The sequence below is a fragment of the Marinobacter antarcticus genome (genome assembly GCF_900142385.1).
GTDB classification, from domain to species: domain Bacteria; phylum Pseudomonadota; class Gammaproteobacteria; order Pseudomonadales; family Oleiphilaceae; genus Marinobacter; species Marinobacter antarcticus.
Window position 1 is genome coordinate 1,811,790 of record NZ_FRAQ01000001.1, and the last position, 23,589, is coordinate 1,835,378.

The following is a 23,589-nucleotide window of genomic DNA, read 5'->3' on the forward strand; positions in this document are numbered from 1 at the left end:
TTCAGTCCGTCAGGTATTGAAGACGTTGTTCAAGGAAGGGCACTGAATCTTCGGTGAGCAGCATCAGCATGTCGCACTGTATATCCCGTTCCTCCAGCGTGTAGCTTATTTCAATGCAAAGGAGTTGCTCTTCCCGGGAGTTCTGATGATCGAGCAGTTCTGCGATCTGCCGGTGCTGGCCTAATACGCTGGGATGGCCCAGGCTGAGTTTTAAATCCAGCTGATCGCCAATGCCTTTGAGGAAGGCCCCGAACAGTATGCTCGACATATCCATCAGCACTTCCACGTTTACAGATTCACCCTCGAGCCTCTCGTAGTGGAGGAGTTCGGCCATTTCCCGGAAGCTGGCGTCAGCAAACAGCAGCAGGGCCTCGCCGGCAATGCCCGCTCCGGTGAAGCCCTGACACACAGCAGAGTAGGTATCGCTGTCGTGGGCAGCAGAGATAGCCATGTGGAGTTCGGAGTTGGCAATAAAAGCGACTTTCGGGATGGGCTGCTTCACGAATACCCGCAACAGCCGCGCAAGCAGGTCTGATGAGCGCCCCATCGCGACGTTGGAAATTTCCTGCAGGTAATCGTTCAGTGAAACCGAGATTTCCTGTGCCTGGGATTCGCCGCCGGAGTTGAGTTCACCATCACTCAGCGCAGCGCTTTCAAGATCCCCCGGGCGGTAAAAGCCGTAATCGGCAAGCAGGCTGAGGACAACCGCCAGGTCTGTAGGCTTTTTTATAAAATCGATAGCGCCAAGCTTGCGTACCCGCTCCCGGGCTTCGGGCTGTATGTCGCCGGAAACCACGATGGTCATTATGGGCAGGTCTTCGGCCAGCACACGCTCCAGAACCTCATAGCCATCCATCTCTGGCATGTTGAGATCCAGAAACATCAGGTCGGCCTCGTGCGCGCGCAGTTTCTCAAGCGCTTCCAGGCCATTATTGGCAAACAGGATTTTATCGGCCAGGCCAGTGGGCAGGGCCCGGGCCATTTGTTTTCTGGCAAGCGCGGAATCGTCGCAGATGAGGATACGGGTGGTCATGAATGTGGCCGAAAAGAATTGAATAACGTTTCATCTATCATAACAGCACGCTCAGATATGTACACGTAAACGACACCTTATTGGGCGGCTTCACTGCTGACGAAGTGTAACGGTTTGTTATCCGCGTTTGTGACTGAGCTCACTCTATAGCCTGTGTGGTCTCCGCTATAGTGAGATTGTGGCAATAAAAGAAGATGTGGATTGCAAGTATAGGCTTCCTGTAAGCAGCGGTAAAATTAAAACTGACCGTGGTAAACCCTTAATCAGAGACATTGCTATGAGACACCACGCGTATGGATACGCTGCTCTCATCATGTTTTGCCTTGGCATGGCGCCCGTTGCCCGGGCTGAACTGCAGCCCATTTCCGAGTCGGCCATGGGGGATGTGACCGGGCAGGCTTTTTTGCAGGTTGAGAATATTACCGGCGCGACTCACGAATTCACCCGCATGACTCTGAGCATGGATGTAGAAACCCGTGTGAATATTGATGACGCGAGAATGGGTGAGATTGATGGCGGTTCGGATTTCACCGCACGATCCGGGGGTATCACGCTTGCAGACCCACCGGACAGACATGGGAACCAAGCTTTTCTGAATGCCTGATACTGGCAGGTTGCATCGCATCCATGTACTTGAGCGCAAGCGCTGGGCTAGAATCGGGTAAACTGTTATAACCCTATTTCCCGTTGGAGCCTGGCTTTGATCCGCTCGTTTTATTGGCATGACTACGAAACCTTTGGCGTCGACCCGGTTCATGACCGGCCCTCCCAGTTTGCCGGTGTGCGAACCGATGCGGATCTGAATATTATTGAAGAGCCGCTGGTTATTTACTGCAAGCCCACAGACGACTACCTGCCATCACCGGAAGCCTGCCTGATTACCGGCATCACGCCCCAGAAAGCCATGGAAGAGGGCTACCCGGAAGCAGAGTTTATCGCACAGATTAACGAAGCGTTCAGCCAGCCGGGCACCTGCGTAGTGGGCTACAACAGCCTGCGCTTTGATGATGAAGTCACCCGCCACACCCTGTACCGCAACCTGCGTGATCCTTATGCCCGGGAATGGCAGAACGGCAATTCCCGCTGGGACATTATCGACATGGTGCGGCTGACCTATGCGCTTCGGCCCGAGGGCATCACCTGGCCGCGCAAGGAAGATGGCAGCCCCAGCTTCAAACTGGAAGCCCTGACCACCGCCAACGGCATTGCCCACGAAGCCGCCCACGATGCCATGTCGGATGTGGAAGCAACTCTCGCGGTTGCGAAGCTGATCCGGGAAAAACAGCCCAAGCTGTTTGATTTTGTGCTGAAGAACAAAGACAAGCACTCCGCCCGCGCGATGCTGGATACTGCGGCCATGAAGCCGGTATTCCACATCTCAGCCAAATACCCGGCTACGCGCGGCTGCTGCGCCATGGTGGCACCGCTCGCGGACCACCCCACGAACAAAAACCTGGTGATTGTTTACGATCTGCGGGAAGACCCCACGGAGCTGATTAGCGCCACCCCTGAGCAGATTCGTGAGCGTGTATTTACTTCGCAGGCGCAGTTGGGGGAGACGAGGCGATTCCCGTTAAAAAGTGTGCAGCTGAATAAATGCCCGGTACTGGCGCCGGCTAACATGCTCACCACACTGTCTGCTGAACGGCTGGCAGAACTGGAGCTTAACGGCGAGACGCTTCGCGCCAACCTCGCACTGTTGAGAAAAGCCCCGAATTTGGCCGGGCGAATCGCCGAAGCGTTTGATAAACCCCACGAAGGCGACCTGACGGATCCCGACGAGCAGCTCTACGCCGGTGGCTTTATCTCGCCTGCGGATCGCAGCGAGCTGAACCGCGTACTGCAAACACCGCCGGAAGCGCTGGTGGAAGAGACTTTTAACTTTAAAGATGAGCGCTTGCCGGAGCTGCTGTTCCGCTATCGCGCCCGCAATTACCCGGATTCGCTAACCAGTGAGGAAGCGGAGCGTTGGGAAGAGTTTCGTAGTCAGCGGTTGATGACCCCGAAGAAAGGCTGGCTTTCGCTTGAGGCGTTTGGGCTTGAGCTGCAGAGGCTTGCGAGTGATCCGGAGTTGCCGCCGCAGAAGCAGCAGATTCTGGAGGATTTGCATTTGTATGGGGAATCTTTGATTCCCTACATGTAGTGAAAGCCTGGATTGGTCCGGGGCCAGAGGTTTGTCTCTGGCCCCGAGAGTTTGCGCCGGTTACCTCCGCCGCTGAAAATAAACGCTCAGATTCTGCCCCATCACACTTTGCACTTCGCTCCCCAGCGCCTCGGCCTGAATCTGCGTTTGTACTGGCCTGGTAGCCAAGCTGTGGCCGTCTTCATCGCGGGCTTTCACCAGCTTCCACTCCACTTCATTGCTAACCATCGCCATCAGGTCTTTTAACTGTGCCTCATCCTGCGGCCGGAACCAGCGGTCGCGGCACCCGCCCAGGCTGTAGAAGTCATCTTCTTGGGCAAGTTTCTGCCATGTGGCATCTTGCCGGTTGGTTAACACCATCCGGCGAAGTTGACGCAGGGTAGAGCGGGTTGGTTGCAGGCTGTGTTCTGCAATCAGTTTCCGCATCTGCAGGTCGCCGGCAGTCTGTTCAGCAATGGCGGTATGCAAATGCACGATGGCGCCGGAGCCGGAGGCGCTGTTCACCAGAGCGGCGAGCGAGAGTTCGGTCATGGCCGGGGAGGGCAGGCGGCCGACTTCGACCCAGTGCACCTTGTGGCCATCCGCCACAAACTGCTGTGCGATTGACCAGGGCCAGAACACGATGTTGCTGACCTCGGATTCGGCTGCCATGCGGGTGGCTTTGGCGATGTTGGCCAGGGACTCATCTACGGCGATGACTTCCACATCCGCCAGGTAGCTCGCCAGTTCCATGGCGCGCTGGCCGGACTGGGCGCCACACACCATAATGCGCAAGGTGTCTGGCAGGTTGTTTGCTTCCAATCCCAACTCTGTCGCCATAATTGACTTCAGGCTGCTTTCAGCGCGGTAAGCCAGTTTCGACCAGGCAGGCCAGGCTTGTGGCACATCGGTTTTATCCAGGCTCAGCTCTTCCGCTTTCTCATCAAAGCACTGTTTGATGCCTTCTTCTTCGGCGCGGTGGTAGTAGCTGGCGGCCAAGACCGGCTGAAGTGCCAGTGGCCAGTCCACCGGGTTCCACTGCCCGAGCTGCACTGCAAACTCCTGATGAAACAGGGCGCCGTACATGGAGCTGATCATCAGCGATCCAATTAAAGCGTCCTGGGCCTCACCCATTACAAACTGCGCTTTGAGGCTGTCATTCACGGCGCCTACGAGCCGCTCTTCATCGTCTTCCGCCGCCAGCGCATAGCCGGTGCGGTCTGCGTACTGTGCAATGGCGAGTGCGAGTTGCTGAAGTTCATCGCGAAGCTCAACGGTTTGCGCGACTTCCGCCAAAATGGCACGGCGTAGCATCACAACAAGTTCTTCTACCGCTGGATCCGGCATCAGTGTGTTTTGCAGGGCCAGAATCAGCAGCTCATCTTCGCAGGCAGCATCCAGAAAAATCTCTGCCTTCGGATTATCCAGATCGTATTGCTGGCGGATGATCGCACCTACAAAGCGACCGATTTCCTGATGGGGCAAGCCTTCGTGCTTTAGCAGGGCAATCGCATCCAGCGCGAGATCGCTGTCCGCTTTATCGACCGCCAGGTGTTGGGCGCAGGTGAGCATGCCGCTGTAAACGGAATTCCATTCAGCGCCCGCCTCCAGCAGCCTGCGGTAGTGTAGATAAGCCACATCAAACTGCCCCTGCACCTGCTTGGAGTGGGCCACACCGCAAAAAGCGGCGGCGGATTGCCGGTCGCAGTCCAGAGCCTGCAGAAAGTGCTGCTCTGCCAGGGCTGGCCGTTCGGTTTTCAGTGCCCAGTAACCCAGGTTGGCATACTGCTGCGTTTGTCCCGGTTGAGCGTCCAGACTGGCGGTGAATAGAGCGTGGGCTTTTTCAAGCTGCCCATCGTCCATCTCGACACGCCCCAGCAATCCCAAAGCAACGGCGTTGCCTGGATTGAGCACATTCACCTCTTCCAGGTACCCACGGCATTCCTGCCGGGCCTTCAGGCGTTGGATATGGCTGAGCCCGTTGCTGTTGGATTCGCCATAGGCAAGGTTGGCCTGCAGAAGCAGACGGGCAGCCTGGGCCTGATGGGAGCGGGATTCCTGGGTTTGACGATTGGCTTGCATGGGATACCTCATGTACCTGCCGCTATTCCGGAATGTGCGGCAAAGGCCTGCAGTTTTTGGTGGTTTGTATTGGGTGTTGCGAAAGGCGTGCCAGTTTTGAGGCAGGTATAGGGGGGGGTGGCCTGAGTAAAGGCTTAATGAACAGTGCACCTAGAACAGATGACAAGGAGTTGCTGGACAGGGAAGATGAGGCGGTCGACACCAGCGATATTGCCGAGTTGGAATCTGACTGCAAAGAAAAACGACCGGGTTGTTAGTCCGGCCGTTTTATTTGGTGCTGGTCATTATCCCTGCAGCAACTGCAAAACCTGCTGAGGTCTGGCGTTCGCCTGGGCCAGTACCGAGAGGCCAGCCTGCTGGAGCACCTGGGTGCGGGCCAGTTCGGCGGATTCCGATGCAAAATCTGCATCGCGGATGCGGGAACGTGCTGCCGAGAGGTTTTCTGACGTTGTGCTCAGGTTTGCAATGGTCGATTCAAGGCGGTTCTGGACGGCACCCAAGTCGGCCCTTATGCCACTGATGGTTTCGAGGGCAGCATCCAGGATTGAAAGCGCGCTGGTTGCTCCTTCAAAATCACTGATATCCACGGTCGCAACCGTTTCTGGTGTTGAGCCAACTGCAGTGCCCGCAGCTGCGTTATTGAAAACGCTACCAGAAGCTGCATCGATAGAGGAGGAAACGGCAAAGCTGACGGCGGAGTCGAAGGTCAGTTCGCCGCTAGCTCTGATGCTGTCGTTGCCTCCACTGGTGAGCGGTGTCACCGCTGCATCGGCGCTGCCCTGAAAGTCGACTGTATCATTAGGCGTCGCTGCGTTGGTTGTGAAATCCTTAACGACGATGTCTCTGCCATTCTCCTGAATCAGGGTCAGGGTGCCGTTTTCTACTTCTGCAGTGATGCCTGTCTGCCCGCTTGCGGAATTGATTTCCCGTGCAAGGGGGGACAGATCGGCGACATCTGATATCTGAGCAGAAATTGTGGATTCCTGCGCGCCATTTACCAGAGTCAGAGAAATAGTGCCCGTTGCATCAAGACCGGAAAGCGTTGCACTCGTTCGAGCTGAGGCTTTCACGCCGGTAGTTGCGGCTTCGCTGTTAATAGCCGCAGCAATTTTTTCAACTGAATCGCCAATTCCAACGGACACCGTGGCTGTGTCCAGAGAGCTTGATACTGTGATGTTCTGAGCCGCGATGTTATTCGCTGCAGCGGGAGCTGTTCCCGCAGTGGTAGCGGACCCGGTGCCTTGATTCGCTGTCGCGTTTGCTTCGGATACGGAATTGTTTGCCAGTGAATCGGTACGCGCACCTGTAATTGATACCGAAATGGTCTGATTTTCATTGGCGCCGGCCTGGAATTTCTGGGCCTGAAACGTGCCATCCAGCAATTTGAGACCATTGAATTCCGTTGTGGTCGCAATGCGTTCAAGTTCTTCTTTAAGCTGGTTCACTTCGGACTGAAGGGCATTTCGGTCTGAGGCTGAATTGGTTGCGTTCGCGGACTGAACAGCGAGTTCACGCATCCGTTGCAGAATATTACCGGCCTCACCAAGCGCACCTTCAGCGGTCTGCGCCAAAGAGATGCCATCGTTGGCATTTCGCATTGCCTGGTTCAGACCCGTGATTTGCGAGGTAAAGCGCTCCGAGATGGCCAAACCGGCCGCATCGTCTTTGGCGGAGTTGATGCGCAAGCCAGACGACAGGCGCTGCAAAGCAACGTTGGAGTCGCCTTGCGAGGCATTGAGGTTTCGTTGAGCGTTCAGTGAAGCGATGTTGGTATTGATGATCTGAGGCATATCTGTTCTCCCTGCTCAGAGGTGCCGGGTCACGTTGCTCATTTAGATAGAGGCAGCATTCCGGCAAAGAATCGTTAAATGACCGTTTGAGTGAGAGTGAAGCGAAGTATGTGCCAGGTTTTCTTTTTTGATTTTAACTGATTGATTATTATATTTTTTTATTGTGTATTCTGACGACACTTCAGAAAGTGTTGCCAGATTATCGGCGGAGTTGGCAGGAAACACGTTGCCGCTTTTTTAAGCGGGTGGGATCTATTAAAGCAGAGCCTATGGAAAATTATTTAAAATATAAAGAATATAAAAAACAATGCGTTGTACGATTTATCTTGTTTTTTTACATTCCTTTACAAAATCCCCCGCTCTTTTTCTAAAGCACCTGACTGCGCTGCCGTTAAGAGAAGTAACAGGGCGGCGCTCCAAACCAAAAAGAGAACGTCAGGCCTCTTCCATGAAATAAAGACTTATGTCGAAGGAGAAGTACTATGGCTCTCGGAATCAACACCAACGTAGCGTCGCTTTCTGCTCAGAATCAGCTGAGTAATTCACAAAAGCTGAACGATCAGGCTCTTGAGCGCCTGTCTTCTGGTCTGCGCATCAACTCCGCGAAAGACGATGCGGCCGGCTTGGCGATCTCCACACGTTTCAGTGCTCAAATTTCGGGTTTGGACGTGGCACAGCGCAATGCTAACGATGGCATTTCCTATGCCCAGACAGCTGAAGGTGCGTTAGGTGAAGTTACTAACGGCCTGTCCCGAATTCGTGACTTGGCGGTACAGTCTGCTAACGACACTAACTCAGCTTCTGATCGTCAGGCTTTGAACCAAGAGGTTTCGGCCTTGATCAGCGAAGTGAATCGTATCTCGAGTTCTACACAGTTTAACGGTCAGAATATTCTGGATGGGTCGCTTTCTACTCTTAACTTTCAGGTTGGTGCGAACGCTGGACAGACCATTTCAGTTGACGGTGTAGATGCACGCGGCTCTCAGTTGGGCGCTGAAGTATTTGAAGGTGCAAGTTTTGACAGGGCAGACATTGCTGGCTTCTCTGGTGCTGGCTCCTTAACTCTTAATGGAATCGATGTGGATCTGTCTTCTGCACAAGATGGCTCCGATGTAGTTTCGGCTATAAACGGCGTAACCGCGTCCACTGGTGTGAGCGCCGCGCAGGCGACTGAAACAGTGGTTGCTGGCGGCGCCTACAACGCCCCGTCGGGTGCGACTGCAACAGTCAATATCAATGGTACTGATGTGACCATTGCGGATGCTGCTGACATTGATGCAGCAACTAAAGCCATTAATGATGCTGCTGGCCAGACTGGCGTCGCTGCAACCAATGATGGAACAAACATAACCCTGACTGATAGCAACGGCGCGAGTATCTCCGTTACTGACGATGGGACGACTGATATATTTGGCGACATCGGTACCTCAGAAGAGATATACGATGCCGGGCTGGTGCTAAATACTGAGATTGATTCTGACATCACAGTTGGTGGCACTGGTACAGTGGCTAACTTTGGTTTGACCACAGGTAACTTGGCAACCAACGCCTCTGTTCTAAATGATGTTAACGTGTTGTCCCGGACCGACGCGACTGACGCGATCAAGACGGTCGACTTTGCACTTGATCAGATCAACAGCCTTCGTGCCGAGCTGGGTGCGGTTCAGAGTCGGTTTGAGTCAACAATTTCAAACCTGGCCTCCACTTCAGAAAATCTGAGCGCGGCCAACAGCCGTATCCTGGACGCAGACTTCGCAGCAGAAACTGCAAAATTGGCCAAGTCCCAGGTGCTGCAGCAGGCTGGTATCTCAGTACTGGCACAGGCCAATGCCCGTCCGCAGCAGGTTCTGTCTCTCCTGCAGTAAGGGATTAACGGTAATGGCCGGAACCTTCGGGTTCCGGCTTTAAGCCGTTTAAGCATAGTGAGGTGAGCTATGAATGACGTTAACCTGAACAGCCCGGATCTTAAACTGGTGCGCTCTGGCATCCAGGCTCCGGCCAAGGCAATGTCGTCATCTCAGGCCGAAGGCAGAAATGCCTCCGAGCTTGCTTCTTCATCGGCCGGACGCGTAGTGCCGAATCAGTCGGTTTCTCAGGCCCAGGACGTTTCGAAAGCTGAACAGCTGCAGAAGCGGAATGAGGCGCAGCGGAAAGATTTGGATGAGGCAGTTTCGCAGTTGAACGATTATGTTCAGAGCGTCCAGAGGGATCTGCAGTTTGAAGTGGATAATGAAATGGGGCAAACCATCGTTCGGGTGGTAGATCAGCAAACCCAGGAAGTTATTCGCCAGATTCCGGATGAAGTGGCAATGAGGTTGGCAGAGAAATTGCAGCAAGATGAACCGCTGACGGTGTTTAACATCAAAGTGTAAAGGCTTGCCGCTTTTACACGGATGGAAACGACGGTATTTCAGCACCGCCATGCCCGAGAGGGTTCGGCGGTGTTTTGCGTTTGGGTGGGGCTCCCCCTCTCCCCTAACCCCTCTCCCGCAAGGGGGGAGGGAATTGAATTAAATGGGAGAGGGGGTTGAGTTACAAGGTGTTACAAATCGGCGGGAGAAAAAGGCAAAGTTTTGCCGCATTTTGCCGATACCTTGAGTATCGAAGAGATTTGCCCCTTTGAGGAGGCATGGTTATGGCAGGTATTTCATCATTGGGTATTGGTTCGGGCGTTCTGACGTCTGATCTGGTTGATCAGTTGGTGGCGGCAGAACGGGCGCCCACCGAGAATCGCCTTACCCGGAGAACCGAACAGTCCCAGGCGCTGTTATCCGCCTATGGGAAACTGCGCAGTGCCATTACCGAATTGCGCCTGCCGATGCGCCAACTGAGCGCGCCTGACAATCTTAAGGCTTTCTCTGCGAGTTCCTCGAACGAAGATATTGGCGTTTCCGTCGATAGTACAAAAGCCAATCGGGGCACTTATAGCGTTGAAGTCACCAGCCTTGCCGGTGCTCAGGCGCTTGCCTCCCGTGATGTCTTTGCTGACCGTGATGCGACCAGCGTGGGCCAGGGTGCGCTGACGCTTTCTGTCGGTGACAAGACCACAAGCATCACCGTGGATAGCAGCAACGACACGCTTCAGGGACTGGCTAACGCGATCAACGATTCGGATGCCGGCGTATCGGCAGGTGTGATCGATACTGGAAACGGCTTTCAGCTTGTGTTGTCTGCAGACGAGACGGGCACGGCCAATTCGGTAAGTATTTCCGTATCGGGGGACACCGGCGGTTCGGATACTGATAATCAGGGGCTTTCCCGTTTTGCTTTCAACAGCGGAATGGATGTGGATGCTGGTTTTCAAGAGACGATTGCGGCTTCTGATGCAGTGATGAAGATCAATGGCGTGGAAGTTACCCGCTCTACCAATAATTTTGAGAACGTGATTGATGGCCTGACGTTCGATATCGCGAATACTGGCACGTCGATTATCAACGTCCAGCAGGATTTGGGTGCGGTCGCGGATCGTGTGCAGGGCTTCGTCGACAAATTCAACGGTTTTCAGTCCACCATTAACAGTCTTGCCGGTTTTAATGCCGAGGCGGGCGTAGGCAGTTTGCTAACGGGAGACAGCACTGTTCGGGGGATTCAGAATCAGTTGCGCCAGATTCTGACTCGTGTTGTCCCAGGCTTGGAAAATTCCAGTGTGCGCAGCCTTGCCGACGTCGGCGTTACCACCAATTTTGAGACCGGCGGTCTTGAGTTTGACCGGGAAAAGTTTGAAGAACAGCTGAAGAATAATCCGGATGATGTGACTGCACTGTTTGCTGAGCAAGGCCGTGCGACTGATAGCCAGGTGGAGTTTGTTCGCAGTGGTATTAACACTCAGCCTGGGAAGTACGACCTCAATATTACTCAGGCTGCAACTCAGGGAGCTTTGGCAGGTAGTTCCGGGGGTTCTGTTCCGGTCACGATTGATGGCACTAACGATGAGCTGACTTTTCAGATAAACGGCGAAACATCGGTGAGTCTGCAGCTTACCCAGCAGACGTATAATACCGCCCAGGACTTGGCAGACGAGCTTCAGGCCCAGTTCAATGCCAGTAACGCGTTGAATGCCTCCGGTTCGTCGGTTCAGGTTGGTGTGGATGGAAGCGGAACGCTGACGTTCACCTCCGCCAAGTATGGCAGCGACTCCAATGTAAGCATCGTATCTGCAGAGGATGGTTCGTCATACGGGCTGGCTGCCGCCACAGGGGTTGCGGGTAACGATGTTGCCGGAACCATTGGTGGGCGAACAGCGGAAGGGGACGGTCAAGTTCTGTTTCTTGGCAGCGGCAATGGTGGAGCTTCCGGTCTGCAGGTTCGCATTCTGGGTGACCAGACAGGCAGCCGCGGCTCCATTACCTTTATTGAGGGTGTCGCCGAGCGCACGGTTGATTTGGTGAGCAGCTTTGTTGGTGCGGATGGTGCACTTGAGTCCAGAACCCAGAGCCTGAACCGCGAACTGGAACAAATTCAGGAAAACCAGGTGCGGCTGGATGAGCGCATTGCTGCTTATCGAGAGCGATTGGTGAAACAGTTTACGGCAGCCGATTCGCTGATTTCCCAGCTCAACAGCACACAGGATTATGTAAGCCAGCAGCTGGATGCACTGGCTCCTCAGAATTTCAACAAGAAGTAATTCCGGCTAACGCTTTGATAATTCCGGCGTAGCCGGTGAGAAACGAGGTTAATTATGAACGGTTTACAGGCTTACCAACGGGTAAACACTCAGACCAGCATTACTGATGCCGATCCCCACAAGTTGATTCAGCTTCTGTATAACGGTGCGCTGGAGCGGATCAATATGGCCAACGCTCGCATGCAGGCTAAGGATTATGCGGGGAAGGGTAAGTTGATCTCCAAGGCTATGGAAATTATTGGCGGCCTGCGTACCTTTCTGGATTTTGAGAAGGGTGGTGATTTGGCTGTTCGGCTGGAGGCGCTGTATGACTATATGGAGCGCACGTTGTTTGAAGCTAATGCCAAGAATGATGTGGCTAAGCTGGATGAGGTGGCTGACTTGCTGCGCTCCATCAAAGGCGGCTGGGATGGGATTCGGGAAGAAACAGTGGCGCAGTCGGCTCAGGTTGGTTGAGCCTTCCCCCTCTCCCCCCTGCGGGAGAGGGATCAAGGGAGAGGCGCAGTCAGTAACCCTCCCAATAGCCAACTCCCCCGCACTCCCGTACAATACGCCCCTTCTTTTCGATACATCCATTCTGTTCAGTCTGGAGCACAGGCATGTCTGATATTAAAAAGGTGGTGCTGGCCTATTCTGGTGGCCTGGATACTTCCGTTATTGTTCGGTGGTTACAGGATACCTATAATTGCGAGGTGGTAACGTTTACCGCTGATATAGGCCAGGGCGAGGAAGTTGAGCCGGCGCGGGCGAAGGCCGAGGCGTTGGGGGTTAAGGAAATTTACATCGAGGATCTGCGTGAAGAGTTTGTGCGCGATTACGTATTCCCGATGTTCCGCGCGAACACCGTTTATGAAGGTGAGTACCTGCTGGGCACGTCGATTGCCCGCCCCCTGATTGCCAAGCGTTTGATCGATATTGCCAATCAAACCGGCGCAGACGCCATTTCCCATGGCGCGACCGGCAAGGGTAACGATCAGGTTCGTTTTGAGCTGGGTGCTTATGCGCTCAAGCCCGGCGTGAAGGTTATCGCGCCCTGGCGTGAGTGGGATCTGAATTCCCGTGAGAAGCTTCTGACGTACTGCGAAGAGCGCAATATTCCGGTGGATATGAAGAAGGGCAAGTCGCCTTACTCCATGGACGCCAACTTGCTGCATATTTCCTACGAAGGCATGAATCTGGAAGATCCCTGGGCGGAAGCTGAGGAAGAGATGTGGCGTTGGAGTGTGTCTCCGGAAGCTGCACCAGAGAAGCCGGCGTACATTGAGCTTACCTACAGCAAGGGCGATATTGTTGCCGTCGATGGTCAGGAGATGAAGGCACACGAAGTGCTGGAAAACCTGAACAAGGTTGGCGGAGCCAACGGCATTGGCCGCCTGGATATCGTTGAGAACCGTTATGTGGGCATGAAGTCCCGCGGCTGTTACGAAACACCGGGTGGCACCATCATGCTGCGCGGGCATCGTGCTATCGAGTCCATTACTCTGGATCGCGAAGTAGCGCATCTGAAAGACAGTCTGATGCCGCGTTATGCCGAGGTCATTTATAACGGTTATTGGTGGTCGCCGGAGCGTGAAGCTCTGCAGGCGCTGATCGATCAGACTCAGGCCTACGTGAACGGAACGGTTCGTCTGAAGCTCTATAAGGGCAATGTTGATGTGGTTGGCCGTAAGTCTGACGACTCACTGTTCGACGAGAAGATCGCGACGTTCGAGGAAGATCATGGTGCCTATGATCAGAAGGACGCGGAAGGCTTTATCAAGCTGAACGCTCTGCGCCTGCGCATCGCCGCAGGCAAAGGCCGCAAGCTTTAAGATCAGGTTGTGGACGCCCGGAACTCTCCGGGCGTCTTTCCTGTTACTGCTTTGAATTTACGGTGAAACGATGTGGTTTCGCTGTAGCCCAGCCGCACTGCAATATCCGGAATGTTCAGGTCGCTGCTCAGCAGATAATCCTCTGCCATCTTCTGACGAACCTCATCCAGCAGTTTTTGATACGAAACGCCTTCCTGGCTCAGTTTCCGCTGCAGGGTCCGGCTCGTGATTCCCAGAGCTTCGGCCACCATGTCCTGCCGGGTTATGCCGTGCATCAACTGTTGCTGAATGCTGTGCTTCACCTGGGAGGTGAGGTCGGTGTCTGTATCCAGTGTATCCAGTGACGCAAGCTGAGAGAGGGCGTGCGCCTCGAGGGTTTTGCGTAGCATGGGGTCTGGTTGGCGCAGGCGGGTATTCAGAAGTTCCTGTTTCAGAGTAATGGAGTCTTTATCTGCTCCAAAATGAACCGGGCAGTTCCAGCGGTTGTGATAGGCCTGTTCCAGCTCGGTGCCGGGTGGTTCCCGCTTAAGGCGCACTCTGGTAGGCGAGGCTGCGGTATCGTCCGCCAACCAGCGGGCGTAGTTCACCCAGGAGGCGAATATGTTGTCGACGACTTGCGGTCGCACTACGGGATCGTTGTAGTTGCAGTTCCAGGTTAGCGTAATCGAACCTTGCGACATGGAGAGCCCAGTTGTGCCCATATCGCCTACCAGCTTTTCAAACGGAGCAATCCGGGCGACGGCCTCTCCTAGCGTGGCACAGCTCATGGTGATGTAACCCAGTACGCTGTAGGAGCCCGGCTGTACGAAGTCGCCGGTTTCCAGTCCGAGAATCGGGTTGTTGGTGAACTCACACAGTAAGCGGAGGAAGTGCTGGAACTGTTCGCCATTAATGCGGCCGTCGTCGGAATCCAGAATGGCGGGGTCCAGATCGGCTTGTTTAAACAGGGCTGAGATGTCGGTGCCTGCGGATTCTGCCGCACGTGCGTATTGGCGGAGTGCGGCGACGGAGGCGGTTCCAAGGCTTTTCATGATGACAGCGCAATTGTTAGATTTTATGGCTGGAGTATAACGGAAGTTGTGCTGGACGACTTTAAAAGCAGATTTTGTACGGAACCAAAAAACAAAAAGGCCAGCTAAAAAGCTGGCCCAAAAAAGAACAACGAAAGTGCCTGAAAAATTCGTTAATCCGATGGATTTCCCATTTGGCGGCGGAGGTACAACTCGGCTCCTCCACCATGGGGGATACTGCTTAAATCCACAATTTCAGAATAGGCCGTTCGTTCTGCTGTGTCTGTGTGTGATGTGTGTCTCAGTGTTACGGATTGTTTGCTGGCTTAAGCGCTTGCACCGATCTCCGGTGCGGCTTCGGTAAACCGGCGAGTCTCATAGGCATTCACCAGGCCGTTCACAGAGGCCCGTTCCATCTCCTGAATGGATGGCGTTCCGTTCTGGGCATCGGCTTTGCAAAGCACCATGCCGGCTTCCACAGAAATGTATCCGGCCGTGGTTTTCAGTGCCTTATGGTTAATGCCATCAAAAACCCGGCGAAAGGCGGTCGTTGTGCAATGATCGCTGTTCGGAAAATAGGAAATGATCGCAAATTGATTGTCACCGACTCGGCACAGCACATCGATGGGGCGAATCAGGGTGCTGAGCCTGCGGGCAATACCCACCGACAATTCATTCATGACTGTGGGCGGGTGCTTGCGTTTAAGCTCCTGCCAGTTACGGATACCACACAATACATACGCCGAAGCGCCACCCCGGGATTCAGCGTGGCGCAGCATTTTGGCCAGCCGGTCGCGGCCATAGCGGTTGTTGCAAAGCCCGGTTTCAAGGTCGATGATGTTACTGGATTCCAGCTCCCGGTTATTTTCGATAAGCAGGGCGTTTGCGCGTAGCAGAGTGTTCTGGCGGTCGGCCATGCGATCCGCAGCAAAAATCCTCGGGATAAGCTGCTTGGTCATGTCGGATTTGTAGATAAAATCGTCCACGCCCCGGTCGAATGCTTCTGCCAGGGCCTCTACGCTCTCACGGGCTGTCAGGAGGATCACGTAGGTGTAGTGGTTGATCTGCTCATCTTGCTGGCGTACCCCATCGGTTAACGCCAGCCCGTCCATCTCGGGCATCAGCCAGTCTGCAATCAGCACGCTCACGGCGCGTTGTTCCGTCAGCTTGAGGGCCGCAGGAGCATCATTGGCGATACGTACGTCGCGATATCCGGCATTTCGCAGGGTTCGGCCAACCACCATACTGCTGAATTTCGCGTCGTCTACTACAAGTATTGGAAGGTCCAGGTTTGGCATGGTTGTCTACTTTTGCAGTCCATTGTCAGATGCGGTGCTTACCGGGGCTTGGTATGCTTGCCTCTATTTCTAAAGCCGACAGTATACTCGCTACAGGTCCAGGAGAATAACGACCATGCCTTCTTTTGATATTGTTTCTGAAATCGACATGCACGAAGTCACCAACGCGGTGGATAAAGCCAAGAAAGATCTCGGCAATCGCTGGGATTTCAAAAACGTAGACGCAGACATTGAGATTGATGATAAGGGCGTGACGGTCAGTGCCGAGCAGGAATTCCAGTTGGAGCAGCTGATTGACATATTGCGGATGGCTTTTGCCAGCCGCGATATCGATGGTCGCGCGCTTTCCGAGAGCGGAGAAAGCAAATCCGGCAAGCTGATGAAGCAGCATTTTGTGCTGAAGCAGGGCCTTGAAACCGACATGGCGAAAAAAATCGTGAAGCTGATCAAGGACGCCAAGCTGAAAGTACAGTCCAGCATCCAGGGCGACAAAGTCCGGGTGAACGGCAAGAAACGGGATGATCTGCAAACCGCGATTGCCTTGCTGCGTGAGACCGAGCTGGAAGTACCTCTGCAGTTCAATAATTTCCGCGACTGATCCGGAGGCTCCACCATTTCAACCGGTACCCGCCTGGCCCTGATCCGGGATTCGCTACACACCTACACCCGTTGGCAGGTGATTGCTCTTCTGTTTCTCGGCTTTTCGGCCGGGTTGCCGTTTCTGCTGGTGTTTTCAACGCTGAACGCCCGCCTTGCCGACGTTGGTGTGGAAACCGCCACCATCGGGTTCTTCAGCTGGCTGGGGATTACCTATTCCATCAAGGTGTTTTGGGCGCCGGTGGTCGACAGGCTGAAGCTGCCGGTGCTGGACAGGCTGCTGGGGAAGCGCCGGAGCTGGATACTGCTGGCACAGGTGGGCATTGCTACCGGCCTGTACCTGATGGCCCAAGTAGACGCCACCGCAGTTCCTGAAATGATGGCCCTTTGTGGGTTGCTGGTGGCGTTTTCATCGGCCACCCAGGATGTGGCCATTGATGCGTATCGTATCGAGATCGCCGAAGAGCGGCTTCAGGCTGCACTCGCGGCAACCTATATCTTTGGCTATCGGCTGGCGTTACTGGTTGCCGGAGCCGGGGCACTGTATCTGGCAGAGTTCTGGTCCTGGCGGGTTTCTTACGAGGTTATGGCGGCTCTGGTGGGTGTTGGTGCATTAACCGTGCTGATTGTGCGCGAGCCAGCGGTGAACCATTTTGCTGCCGCTCAGGACATCGCATACAAAATCGAGCAGGAAACAGCTAAACGCACCCACCTGAGCCCTCGGCTGGCGCGCTTTGCCGGCTGGTTCTATGCCGCTGTTGCCGGACCTTTTCTGGATTTCTTTCAGCGCTACAAAGAGCTTTCCATTGCCATTCTGGTGATGGTGGCGGTTTACCGCATTTCCGACATTGCCATGGGTGTGATGGCCAATCCGTTCTATCTGGATTTTATGGGCTTCAGCAAAACCCAGGTTGCGGATGTTACTAAAATCTTCGGGTTTTTCATGACCATTGCCGGGTCTCTGGCAGGCGGAGTTCTCGTTGTGCGCTACGGCACAAGAAAAATACTGCTGATAGGCGCGATCATGACCGCAGCCACGAATCTTTTGTTCGTGTTTCTGGCGCAGTATCCGCCCAACCTGGTGACCCTGGCGGCGGTGGTGAGTGCCGATAACCTCAGCGGTGGCATTGCCAATGTGGCCTTGATTGCCTGGCTCTCCAGTATGACCAGCGCCTCATTTACCGCCACACAGTATGCGCTGTTCAGCTCCTTGATGACGCTGCCCGGAAAGTTCCTGGGCGGGTTCTCCGGGATGGTTGTTGCAGGCTTTGGTTATGCGGAGTTTTTTTTCGTGTCCGGCTTGATGGGAATCCCTGCTATTCTTCTGGCTCTGTTCCTGATTCGCCAGGGCAAAAGGCTGGATGCACTTGCTCCCGATCACTCTGGTAACGACAGTGTAGACTCTGGGCAGAACACAAGCGGGTAGAGCGTATGGAGCCGGGAAAGGATCAGAAAATCTGGCAAGTCGTACTCGCAATCCCGCCGGGCAAGGTCGCAAGTTACGGCCAGGTTGCCGAAATGGCAGGCCTTGGTCGCCAGGCCCGCTACATCGGCCGTGCACTCGGCAAACTTCCGCAAGGCCACTCGGTGCCCTGGTACCGCGTTATCCGCAGCAACGGCCAGATCGCCTTTCCGGAAGGCTCCGGGATTTACTGCAAGCAGGTCAGTTTACTGGAAGCCGAAGGCGTGGAAGTGGTTAACGGCCGGGTGGCTATGCGCCGGTTTCGTTGGCAGTAGGAAGGAGCCAGACCAGGTCTGGCTCCCTTGTACTTTGTTGGCTAAATGCTAAATTCGCAGTGCGCCGTCTACCTCGATCATTCGGCCAGACAGGTAATCGTTTTCAAAGATGAACGCAACGGTTGAGGCGATTTCTTCGGGTGTGCCCATTCGTTTGAGGGGGATGCTTGCGATCAATTTCTCGAGTACATCCGGCCTCATTGATTCGGTCATTTCAGTGCCAACGAACCCCGGTGCAATGCCCATGCAGCGGATGCCATAGCGTGCGAGTTCTTTCGCCCACACCGGCACCAGCGCAGAGACACCGGCTTTGGCGGCGGAGTAGTTACTCTGGCCCATGTTTCCGGCACGGGAAATGGACGCAATATTGATGATGACGCCTTTGCTGTCGTTTTTGATCATCTGAGTAGCCGCTTCACGGCCGCAAAGGAATACACCCGTGAGGTTAACGTCGATAACGGCCTGCCACTGGGATAATTCCATGCGCTTTGCTATCTGGCCGTCTTTCACTTTGACCAGCAGGCTATCACGCAAGATGCCGGCATTATTAACGAGGCCGTTCAGCTGGCCGAAGTCCTTTAAGATGGCTGCAAATGTTTGTTCTACTTCGTCTTCTTTCGCTACGTTGCACACGTAGGTTTTCGCTTCGCTGCCAGCTGTTTTACAGGCTTCGGCGGTTTCTGCAAGTTTTTCGGGCGTCAGGTCAATCAGAGCCAGCCTGGCGCCTTTTGCGGCCAGGTACTCGGCCATCGCGCGGCCCAGACCCTGGCCGCTACCGGTAATTGCTATCACAGAATCTTGAAGTTTCATGTTTTGCCCTAAATTAGAGAGAAGGTGTTTTTGGAAAGGCTGCGAGTATACCAGACCTTTAAATGCCCACATCCAGATCGCGAGAGCCTGATGCCCATATTATTATTTGTTTTCATTATCATGCCGATCGCTGAAATGGCGGTGCTCATTCAGGTGGGCACCATGGTTGGTGTGTTCAATACCATTGGCTTTGTGCTGCTGACGGCTGTTGCCGGGGCCTGGCTGCTTCGCCAGCAAGGTCTGGCGACATTGCTCAAGGCTAACCAGCGCCTGAACAGTGGTGAGTTGCCCGCTAAAGAAGTTGCCGAAGGGCTTATTCTGGCAGTTGGCGGTGTGCTCCTGATTACTCCGGGGTTTATTACCGATACCTTCGGGTTTCTGTGTCTTATTCCGTTGACCCGCCACTGGCTGGCTGCGCAGGCGTTGAAGCGCATGGTAGCTTCAAGCAAGAGTGGTGGGTTCTATTTCCGTGCCGGAGGCGGCCAGAATCCGTTCGGACAGGACCCCTTCGGGGGGCGCAGCAACCCTTTTGGTCAACAGCGCCCGTTCGACCGGGATCACAACGGCGATATTATTGAAGGTGAATACCGTGATGAGACCAAAACCAACCACGATCGCCTTGATAAAAAATGAAAAGATTTATGAGGGCGGGTGTTGAAAACTCCGGTGCCAGCCCCACATACATCTCACAAGTTCGCCGCAGGCTGGTACCAGCTTTAAACAGCAGGTTCGAAGCCGGGCAATTTTGTCGGACTGATATAGCAGTCTGACCATTAACAGTAAATGTCATTGCCACATTAATCTGACTATTGGAGAAGCCGAGCAATGAAGATTCGTCCGCTACACGATCGTGTTGTTGTACGCCGTAAAGAAGAAGAAGAGAAAACTGCTGGTGGCATCGTGCTGCCGGGTAACGCCAAAGAGAAGCCTTCCCAGGGTGAAGTTGTTGCTGTGGGTAACGGTCGCGTTCTGGAAAATGGCGACGTTCGTGCGCTGGCAGTCAAAGCGGGTGACACCGTGGTATTTGGCCAGTACGCCGGCAACACCGTGAAAATCGACGGTGAAGAGCTGCTTATCATGAGCGAAAGCGACATCTACGGCGTGCTTGAGTGATCTCTGAAGCAATTCGCACGAACAGTCATTTACTCGATTGATTCAACGAATTCGGTTTAACGAACAGGAAGAGAAAACATGTCAGCAAAAGAAGTCAAATTCGGTGATAGCGCGCGTAAGCGTATGGTCGCAGGCGTCAACATTCTGGCGGACGCAGTCAGGGTAACTCTCGGCCCCAAAGGCCGTAACGTGGTTCTGGAGAAGTCCTTCGGCGCTCCGTCCATCACCAAAGACGGTGTATCGGTTGCCAAAGAAATCGAACTGAAAGACAAGTTCGAGAACATGGGCGCCCAGATGGTGAAGGAAGTTGCTTCCCAAACCAACGACACCGCCGGTGACGGCACCACCACTGCGACAGTTCTGGCCCAGGCCATCGTTAATGAGGGCGTAAAGGCAGTGACTGCCGGCATGAACCCGATGGATCTGAAGCGTGGCATCGACAAGGCCACTGCGGAGGCTGTAAAAGCCATTCGTGAAATGGCCAAGCCTTGCGACGATAGCCGCAACATTGCTCAGGTAGGCACCATCTCCGCCAACGGCGACGAGACAATTGGTCAGCTGATTGCCGATGCGATGGGTAAAGTCGGTAAAGAAGGCGTGATCACGGTTGAAGAAGGCCGTGGCCTGGAAGACGAGCTGGACGTAGTTGAAGGTATGCAGTTCGACCGCGGCTTCCTGTCTCCGTACTTCATCAACAACCAGGACAACATGTCTGTTGAACTTGATGACCCGTACATGCTGCTGGTTGACAAGAAAATCTCCAACATCCGCGAGCTGCTTCCGGTGCTGGAAGCTGTTGCCAAATCGGGCAAGCCGCTGATGATCATCGCCGAAGATATTGAAGGAGAAGCTCTGGCGACTCTGGTTGTGAACAACATGCGTGGCATTGTGAAAGTCGCCGCTGTCAAGGCGCCTGGCTTTGGTGATCGCCGCAAGGAAATGCTGCAGGATATCGCCATTCTGACCGGCGGTACTGTGATTTCCGAAGAAGTTGGTCTTAGCCTTGAGAACGCCACTCTGGACGATCTGGGCACAGCCAAGCGCGTAAACCTGACCAAAGAAAACACCACCATCATTGACGGTGCTGGTGCACAGGCTGATATCGAAGCCCGTGTTGAGCAGGTGCGTAAGCAAATTGAAGACAGCTCTTCAGACTACGATAAAGAGAAGCTTCAGGAGCGTGTGGCCAAGTTGGCTGGCGGTGTTGCCGTCATCAAGGTAGGCGCCGGTTCTGAAGTGGAAATGAAAGAGAAGAAGGCCCGCGTTGAAGACGCTCTTCACTCTACTCGTGCCGCTGTTGAAGAAGGCATTGTTCCGGGCGGTGGTGTAACTCTGATTCGCGTTCTCGCTGCGCTGGACAAGGTTGAAGTCCTCAACGAAGAGCAGAGAGCGGGTGTCAATATCCTGCGCCGCGCCATGGAAGCTCCTCTGCGCCAGATCGTTTCCAACGCTGGTGGTGAGTCTTCAGTAGTTGTTGCCAAGGTTCGCGACGGTAAAGGCGCCTTCGGGTATAATGCTGCTACCGAAGAATACGGCGACATGCTGGAAATGGGTATCCTGGATCCTGCCAAAGTAACCCGTTCTGCACTGCAGGCCGCGGCTTCCGTAGCATCACTGATCATCACCACTGAGGCGATGATTGCTGATGAGCCGGACGAAGGCAACGCCGGCGGCGGTATGCCGGATATGGGTGGTATGGGCGGAATGGGAGGCATGGGCGGCATGATGTAATGCCGGTCATACCGAGCTGATCCCGACCACGTCTCAAATTCCGGGGCGTGGCCTGATCTGCCTTTAAAAACCCCGCGTTGGTTCACACTGGCGCGGGGTTTTTTGTTTTTTTGTCATGAACTTGACTAAGGCGTTTGTTAGACTCGTCTACCGGTCAACTGTCTGTGTGAAACCGAATGAGTGACGCTGAATCCAAACCTTTTTTACGCCCCGGCAAGTTATTGCTGCTTGTGTTGCTTGGGGTGTTTGTCTATCTCGGTGCACTGATCGTTTTTATACCCGCTGGCTGGGCCTGGCATCAGGCTTCGCCACATATTTCTCTTCCTCCCCAGGTTCAGGTTCGACAGGTTGCGGGCAAGGTCTGGGATGGTTCGGCCGGAGTTATTGTTGCCGGCTTTCCGGTGCGTGTTAAGTGGCAGCTGGGCTGGCCTTCGATTACGGCTCTGGAGCAGCCGGTGCGGATTTCGGTGGAGACCCTGCAGTCGGATGTTTCTGGAGACGTCACCGTGGGATGGCCGGCAAATGCCCGCCTGAATGCTCGTGGCAACATTGCTGTGGCAGAGTTTGAAGAACTGATCCGGCGCAGTGGTGGTGCGATGATTGAAGGCGACGTAAGCATTGACCGCCTGGAGCTGGAGTGGGCAGATAATCGTATTGTGCGTGCTGATGGCGTTGGTCGATGGGCTGGAGGTAGAGTGAGCTGGCCCATGGGTAACCAGACCGGGCAGGCACAGTTCCCGCCCATGCGGGCAACTATCGACACCACAGATGGCGGTGTGGCCCTGGTCGTTGCGGAGCAGGCGGGCAATGGCCCTGCAGCGGATGCCAGTATTCTCTGGAGCGGAATGATGGAACTGCGGGTTTACAAGCGCATGATCGATCTTGCCGGCCAGCCTTGGCCAGATTCTGCCAGCCCCGATGATATTGTGTTCCGTGTAAGACAGCCATTGCTTCCGGGGCCGCGTTGATGATTGTTATGCCGGCCGCCGACACCCAGCATCGGATTGCGAAAGCGGTCGCTAACCTGCTGCTCGCCGGATTGGTGATCTACCTGGGTGTTTTTATGGCAAACGCTACCTGGCTTTTTGCCTGGAAGGACAAGCCGGTTGCGGTCGCACCTGCTGCGGGCTCACCCGGATCACAGACGTTCGGAAGTTTCGGCAGTTATCCGATGGCCAGCTATGAGTTCTTTGGCCGGCCGGAAGCGCCCGGAGAGGTGGCCGAGGCCGTGAAACGTTCGGCGCCGGAAACCGGGCTGAGGCTCAGGCTTCAGGGCGTTCTGGTAGGACAGCACCCGGAAGCCTCAGGTGCTATAGTGGCTGGAAGTAACGGTGAAACTGCGTGGTACCGGGTTGGCGATTTGCTGCCAGGCAATGCTGAGTTGGCAGAGGTGGAGTCGGGGCGCATACTGATTCGCCGTGGTGGTCGATACGAATCACTGACGTTTGAAGAAGACGACACGTCCACAATGGTTGCAGAGGTGACCCGGGAGCCGGCAGAATCATCACCGGAAGCGTTTCTTGAGAACGCCAGGGAGCAACTGGACAGCGCAGGGGCGGCCGCACTGACGCCTTATGGTCTCAGTCCCGTTGATGACAGCGGTGGTTCTGGTTACGTATATAACGGCTCCAATGCCATGCTGAACGCAGTGAATCTTAAAGCCGGAGACGTGATTACCGCCATCAACGGGCAACGCCTGGGTGATGTGCAACAGGATCGATCGCTGCTTGAAAGCTGGCGCGGCCAAGCCAGTCTGGATATAGAAATCGAACGTGACGGGTCTTTTCTTACCATAAGTTATGCCATACCTGAGCAGTGGCGCTGACAGGGT

21 protein-coding genes are annotated in these 23,589 nt (G+C 54.6%); 15 read left to right on the forward strand and 6 right to left on the reverse strand.

Translation table 11 applies throughout. From position 1 onward, the window contains the following. Position 1: 1 nt before the first annotated feature. Positions 2-1,033 carry a response regulator gene (locus BUA49_RS08505; protein WP_072796739.1) on the reverse strand — a complete coding sequence of 344 codons (1,032 nt, stop codon included), beginning with the start codon at positions 1,031-1,033 and terminating at the stop codon, positions 2-4. A 277-nt stretch (positions 1,034-1,310) separates the two neighbouring features. On the opposite strand from BUA49_RS08505, the gene BUA49_RS08510 reads away from it, so the two are divergent. Together BUA49_RS08510 and sbcB are read left to right on the forward strand one after the other, a co-directional pair. Continuing rightward, the gene (locus BUA49_RS08510) at positions 1,311-1,637 is read left to right on the forward strand and encodes a DUF6160 family protein (protein ID WP_175547562.1); all 327 of its coding nucleotides are present in this window, start codon (positions 1,311-1,313) and stop codon (positions 1,635-1,637) included. Between the two features lie 96 nt (positions 1,638-1,733). Then, entirely contained in the window at positions 1,734-3,176 is a 1,443-nt protein-coding gene (sbcB, locus tag BUA49_RS08515) for an exodeoxyribonuclease I (protein ID WP_072796741.1), read from the forward strand. Positions 3,177-3,236: 60 nt separating this feature from the next. On the opposite strand, the gene BUA49_RS08520 is transcribed toward sbcB, so the two are convergent. Together BUA49_RS08520 and BUA49_RS08525 are read right to left on the reverse strand one after the other, a co-directional pair. Next, positions 3,237-5,237 carry a tetratricopeptide repeat protein gene (locus BUA49_RS08520; RefSeq protein WP_072796742.1) on the reverse strand — a complete coding sequence of 667 codons (2,001 nt, stop codon included), beginning with the start codon at positions 5,235-5,237 and terminating at the stop codon, positions 3,237-3,239. A 284-nt stretch (positions 5,238-5,521) separates the two neighbouring features. Next, positions 5,522-7,027 carry a flagellin N-terminal helical domain-containing protein gene (locus BUA49_RS08525; RefSeq protein ID WP_072796743.1) on the reverse strand — a complete coding sequence of 502 codons (1,506 nt, stop codon included), beginning with the start codon at positions 7,025-7,027 and terminating at the stop codon, positions 5,522-5,524. Between the two features lie 482 nt (positions 7,028-7,509). Between BUA49_RS08525 and BUA49_RS08530 the strand changes: the two genes are divergently transcribed. The 5 genes from BUA49_RS08530 to BUA49_RS08550 all read left to right on the forward strand — a co-directional run bounded on the left by BUA49_RS08530 (position 7,510) and on the right by BUA49_RS08550 (position 13,462). Beyond that, positions 7,510-8,892 carry a flagellin N-terminal helical domain-containing protein gene (locus BUA49_RS08530; protein WP_072796744.1) on the forward strand — a complete coding sequence of 461 codons (1,383 nt, stop codon included), beginning with the start codon at positions 7,510-7,512 and terminating at the stop codon, positions 8,890-8,892. 69 nt (positions 8,893-8,961) lie between these two features. Further along, positions 8,962-9,399, forward strand: coding sequence for a flagellar protein FlaG (locus tag BUA49_RS08535; RefSeq protein ID WP_072796745.1), 438 nt, complete (start codon positions 8,962-8,964; stop codon positions 9,397-9,399). Positions 9,400-9,662: 263 nt separating this feature from the next. Next, on the forward strand, positions 9,663-11,651 hold the full coding sequence (fliD, locus tag BUA49_RS08540) for a flagellar filament capping protein FliD (RefSeq protein ID WP_072796746.1): 1,989 nt from the start codon (positions 9,663-9,665) through the stop codon (positions 11,649-11,651). A gap of 54 nt (positions 11,652-11,705) precedes the next feature. Beyond that, positions 11,706-12,107, forward strand: a complete 402-nt coding sequence (gene fliS / locus BUA49_RS08545; protein WP_072796747.1) for a flagellar export chaperone FliS — start codon at positions 11,706-11,708, stop codon at positions 12,105-12,107. A 143-nt stretch (positions 12,108-12,250) separates the two neighbouring features. Next, positions 12,251-13,462, forward strand: a complete 1,212-nt coding sequence (locus BUA49_RS08550) for an argininosuccinate synthase (protein ID WP_072796748.1) — start codon at positions 12,251-12,253, stop codon at positions 13,460-13,462. Positions 13,463-13,464: 2 nt separating this feature from the next. Here BUA49_RS08550 and BUA49_RS08555 read toward each other — a convergent pair whose 3' ends face one another. Continuing rightward, entirely contained in the window at positions 13,465-14,493 is a 1,029-nt protein-coding gene (locus BUA49_RS08555; RefSeq protein WP_072796749.1) for an AraC family transcriptional regulator, read from the reverse strand. A gap of 305 nt (positions 14,494-14,798) precedes the next feature. Beyond that, positions 14,799-15,770, reverse strand: a complete 972-nt coding sequence (locus BUA49_RS08560) for a GGDEF domain-containing response regulator (protein WP_072796750.1) — start codon at positions 15,768-15,770, stop codon at positions 14,799-14,801. 115 nt (positions 15,771-15,885) lie between these two features. Here BUA49_RS08560 and BUA49_RS08565 point away from each other — a divergent pair, with 115 nt between their 5' ends. From BUA49_RS08565 to BUA49_RS08575, 3 genes are all read left to right on the forward strand, one after another. Beyond that, entirely contained in the window at positions 15,886-16,368 is a 483-nt protein-coding gene (locus BUA49_RS08565; RefSeq protein ID WP_072796751.1) for a YajQ family cyclic di-GMP-binding protein, read from the forward strand. Positions 16,369-16,446: 78 nt separating this feature from the next. Next, a complete protein-coding gene (locus BUA49_RS08570; RefSeq protein WP_072796752.1) occupies positions 16,447-17,793 on the forward strand; it encodes an AmpG family muropeptide MFS transporter in 1,347 nt (448 codons plus the stop codon). Between the two features lie 5 nt (positions 17,794-17,798). Next, positions 17,799-18,104, forward strand: a complete 306-nt coding sequence (locus BUA49_RS08575) for an MGMT family protein (RefSeq protein WP_072796753.1) — start codon at positions 17,799-17,801, stop codon at positions 18,102-18,104. A 48-nt stretch (positions 18,105-18,152) separates the two neighbouring features. On the opposite strand, the gene BUA49_RS08580 is transcribed toward BUA49_RS08575, so the two are convergent. After that, positions 18,153-18,914, reverse strand: a complete 762-nt coding sequence (locus tag BUA49_RS08580) for an SDR family oxidoreductase (RefSeq protein WP_072797778.1) — start codon at positions 18,912-18,914, stop codon at positions 18,153-18,155. Between the two features lie 90 nt (positions 18,915-19,004). On the opposite strand from BUA49_RS08580, the gene BUA49_RS08585 reads away from it, so the two are divergent. The 5 genes from BUA49_RS08585 (at position 19,005) to BUA49_RS08605 (ending at position 23,583) form a co-directional block, all read left to right on the forward strand. Then, on the forward strand, positions 19,005-19,547 hold the full coding sequence (locus tag BUA49_RS08585; protein ID WP_072796754.1) for an FxsA family protein: 543 nt from the start codon (positions 19,005-19,007) through the stop codon (positions 19,545-19,547). A 192-nt stretch (positions 19,548-19,739) separates the two neighbouring features. After that, positions 19,740-20,027: a co-chaperone GroES gene (gene groES / locus BUA49_RS08590; protein ID WP_072796755.1), complete on the forward strand. Its 288-nt coding sequence runs from the start codon at positions 19,740-19,742 to the stop codon at positions 20,025-20,027. A gap of 78 nt (positions 20,028-20,105) precedes the next feature. Further along, on the forward strand, positions 20,106-21,758 hold the full coding sequence (gene groL, locus BUA49_RS08595; protein WP_072796756.1) for a chaperonin GroEL: 1,653 nt from the start codon (positions 20,106-20,108) through the stop codon (positions 21,756-21,758). A gap of 176 nt (positions 21,759-21,934) precedes the next feature. Then, the gene (gene gspN / locus BUA49_RS08600) at positions 21,935-22,726 is read left to right on the forward strand and encodes a type II secretion system protein N (RefSeq protein WP_072796757.1); all 792 of its coding nucleotides are present in this window, start codon (positions 21,935-21,937) and stop codon (positions 22,724-22,726) included. After that, positions 22,726-23,583 carry a type II secretion system protein N gene (locus BUA49_RS08605; protein WP_228704432.1) on the forward strand — a complete coding sequence of 286 codons (858 nt, stop codon included), beginning with the start codon at positions 22,726-22,728 and terminating at the stop codon, positions 23,581-23,583. Before gspN ends, BUA49_RS08605 begins: the two co-directional genes overlap by 1 nt. Positions 23,584-23,589: the final 6 nt, after the last annotated feature.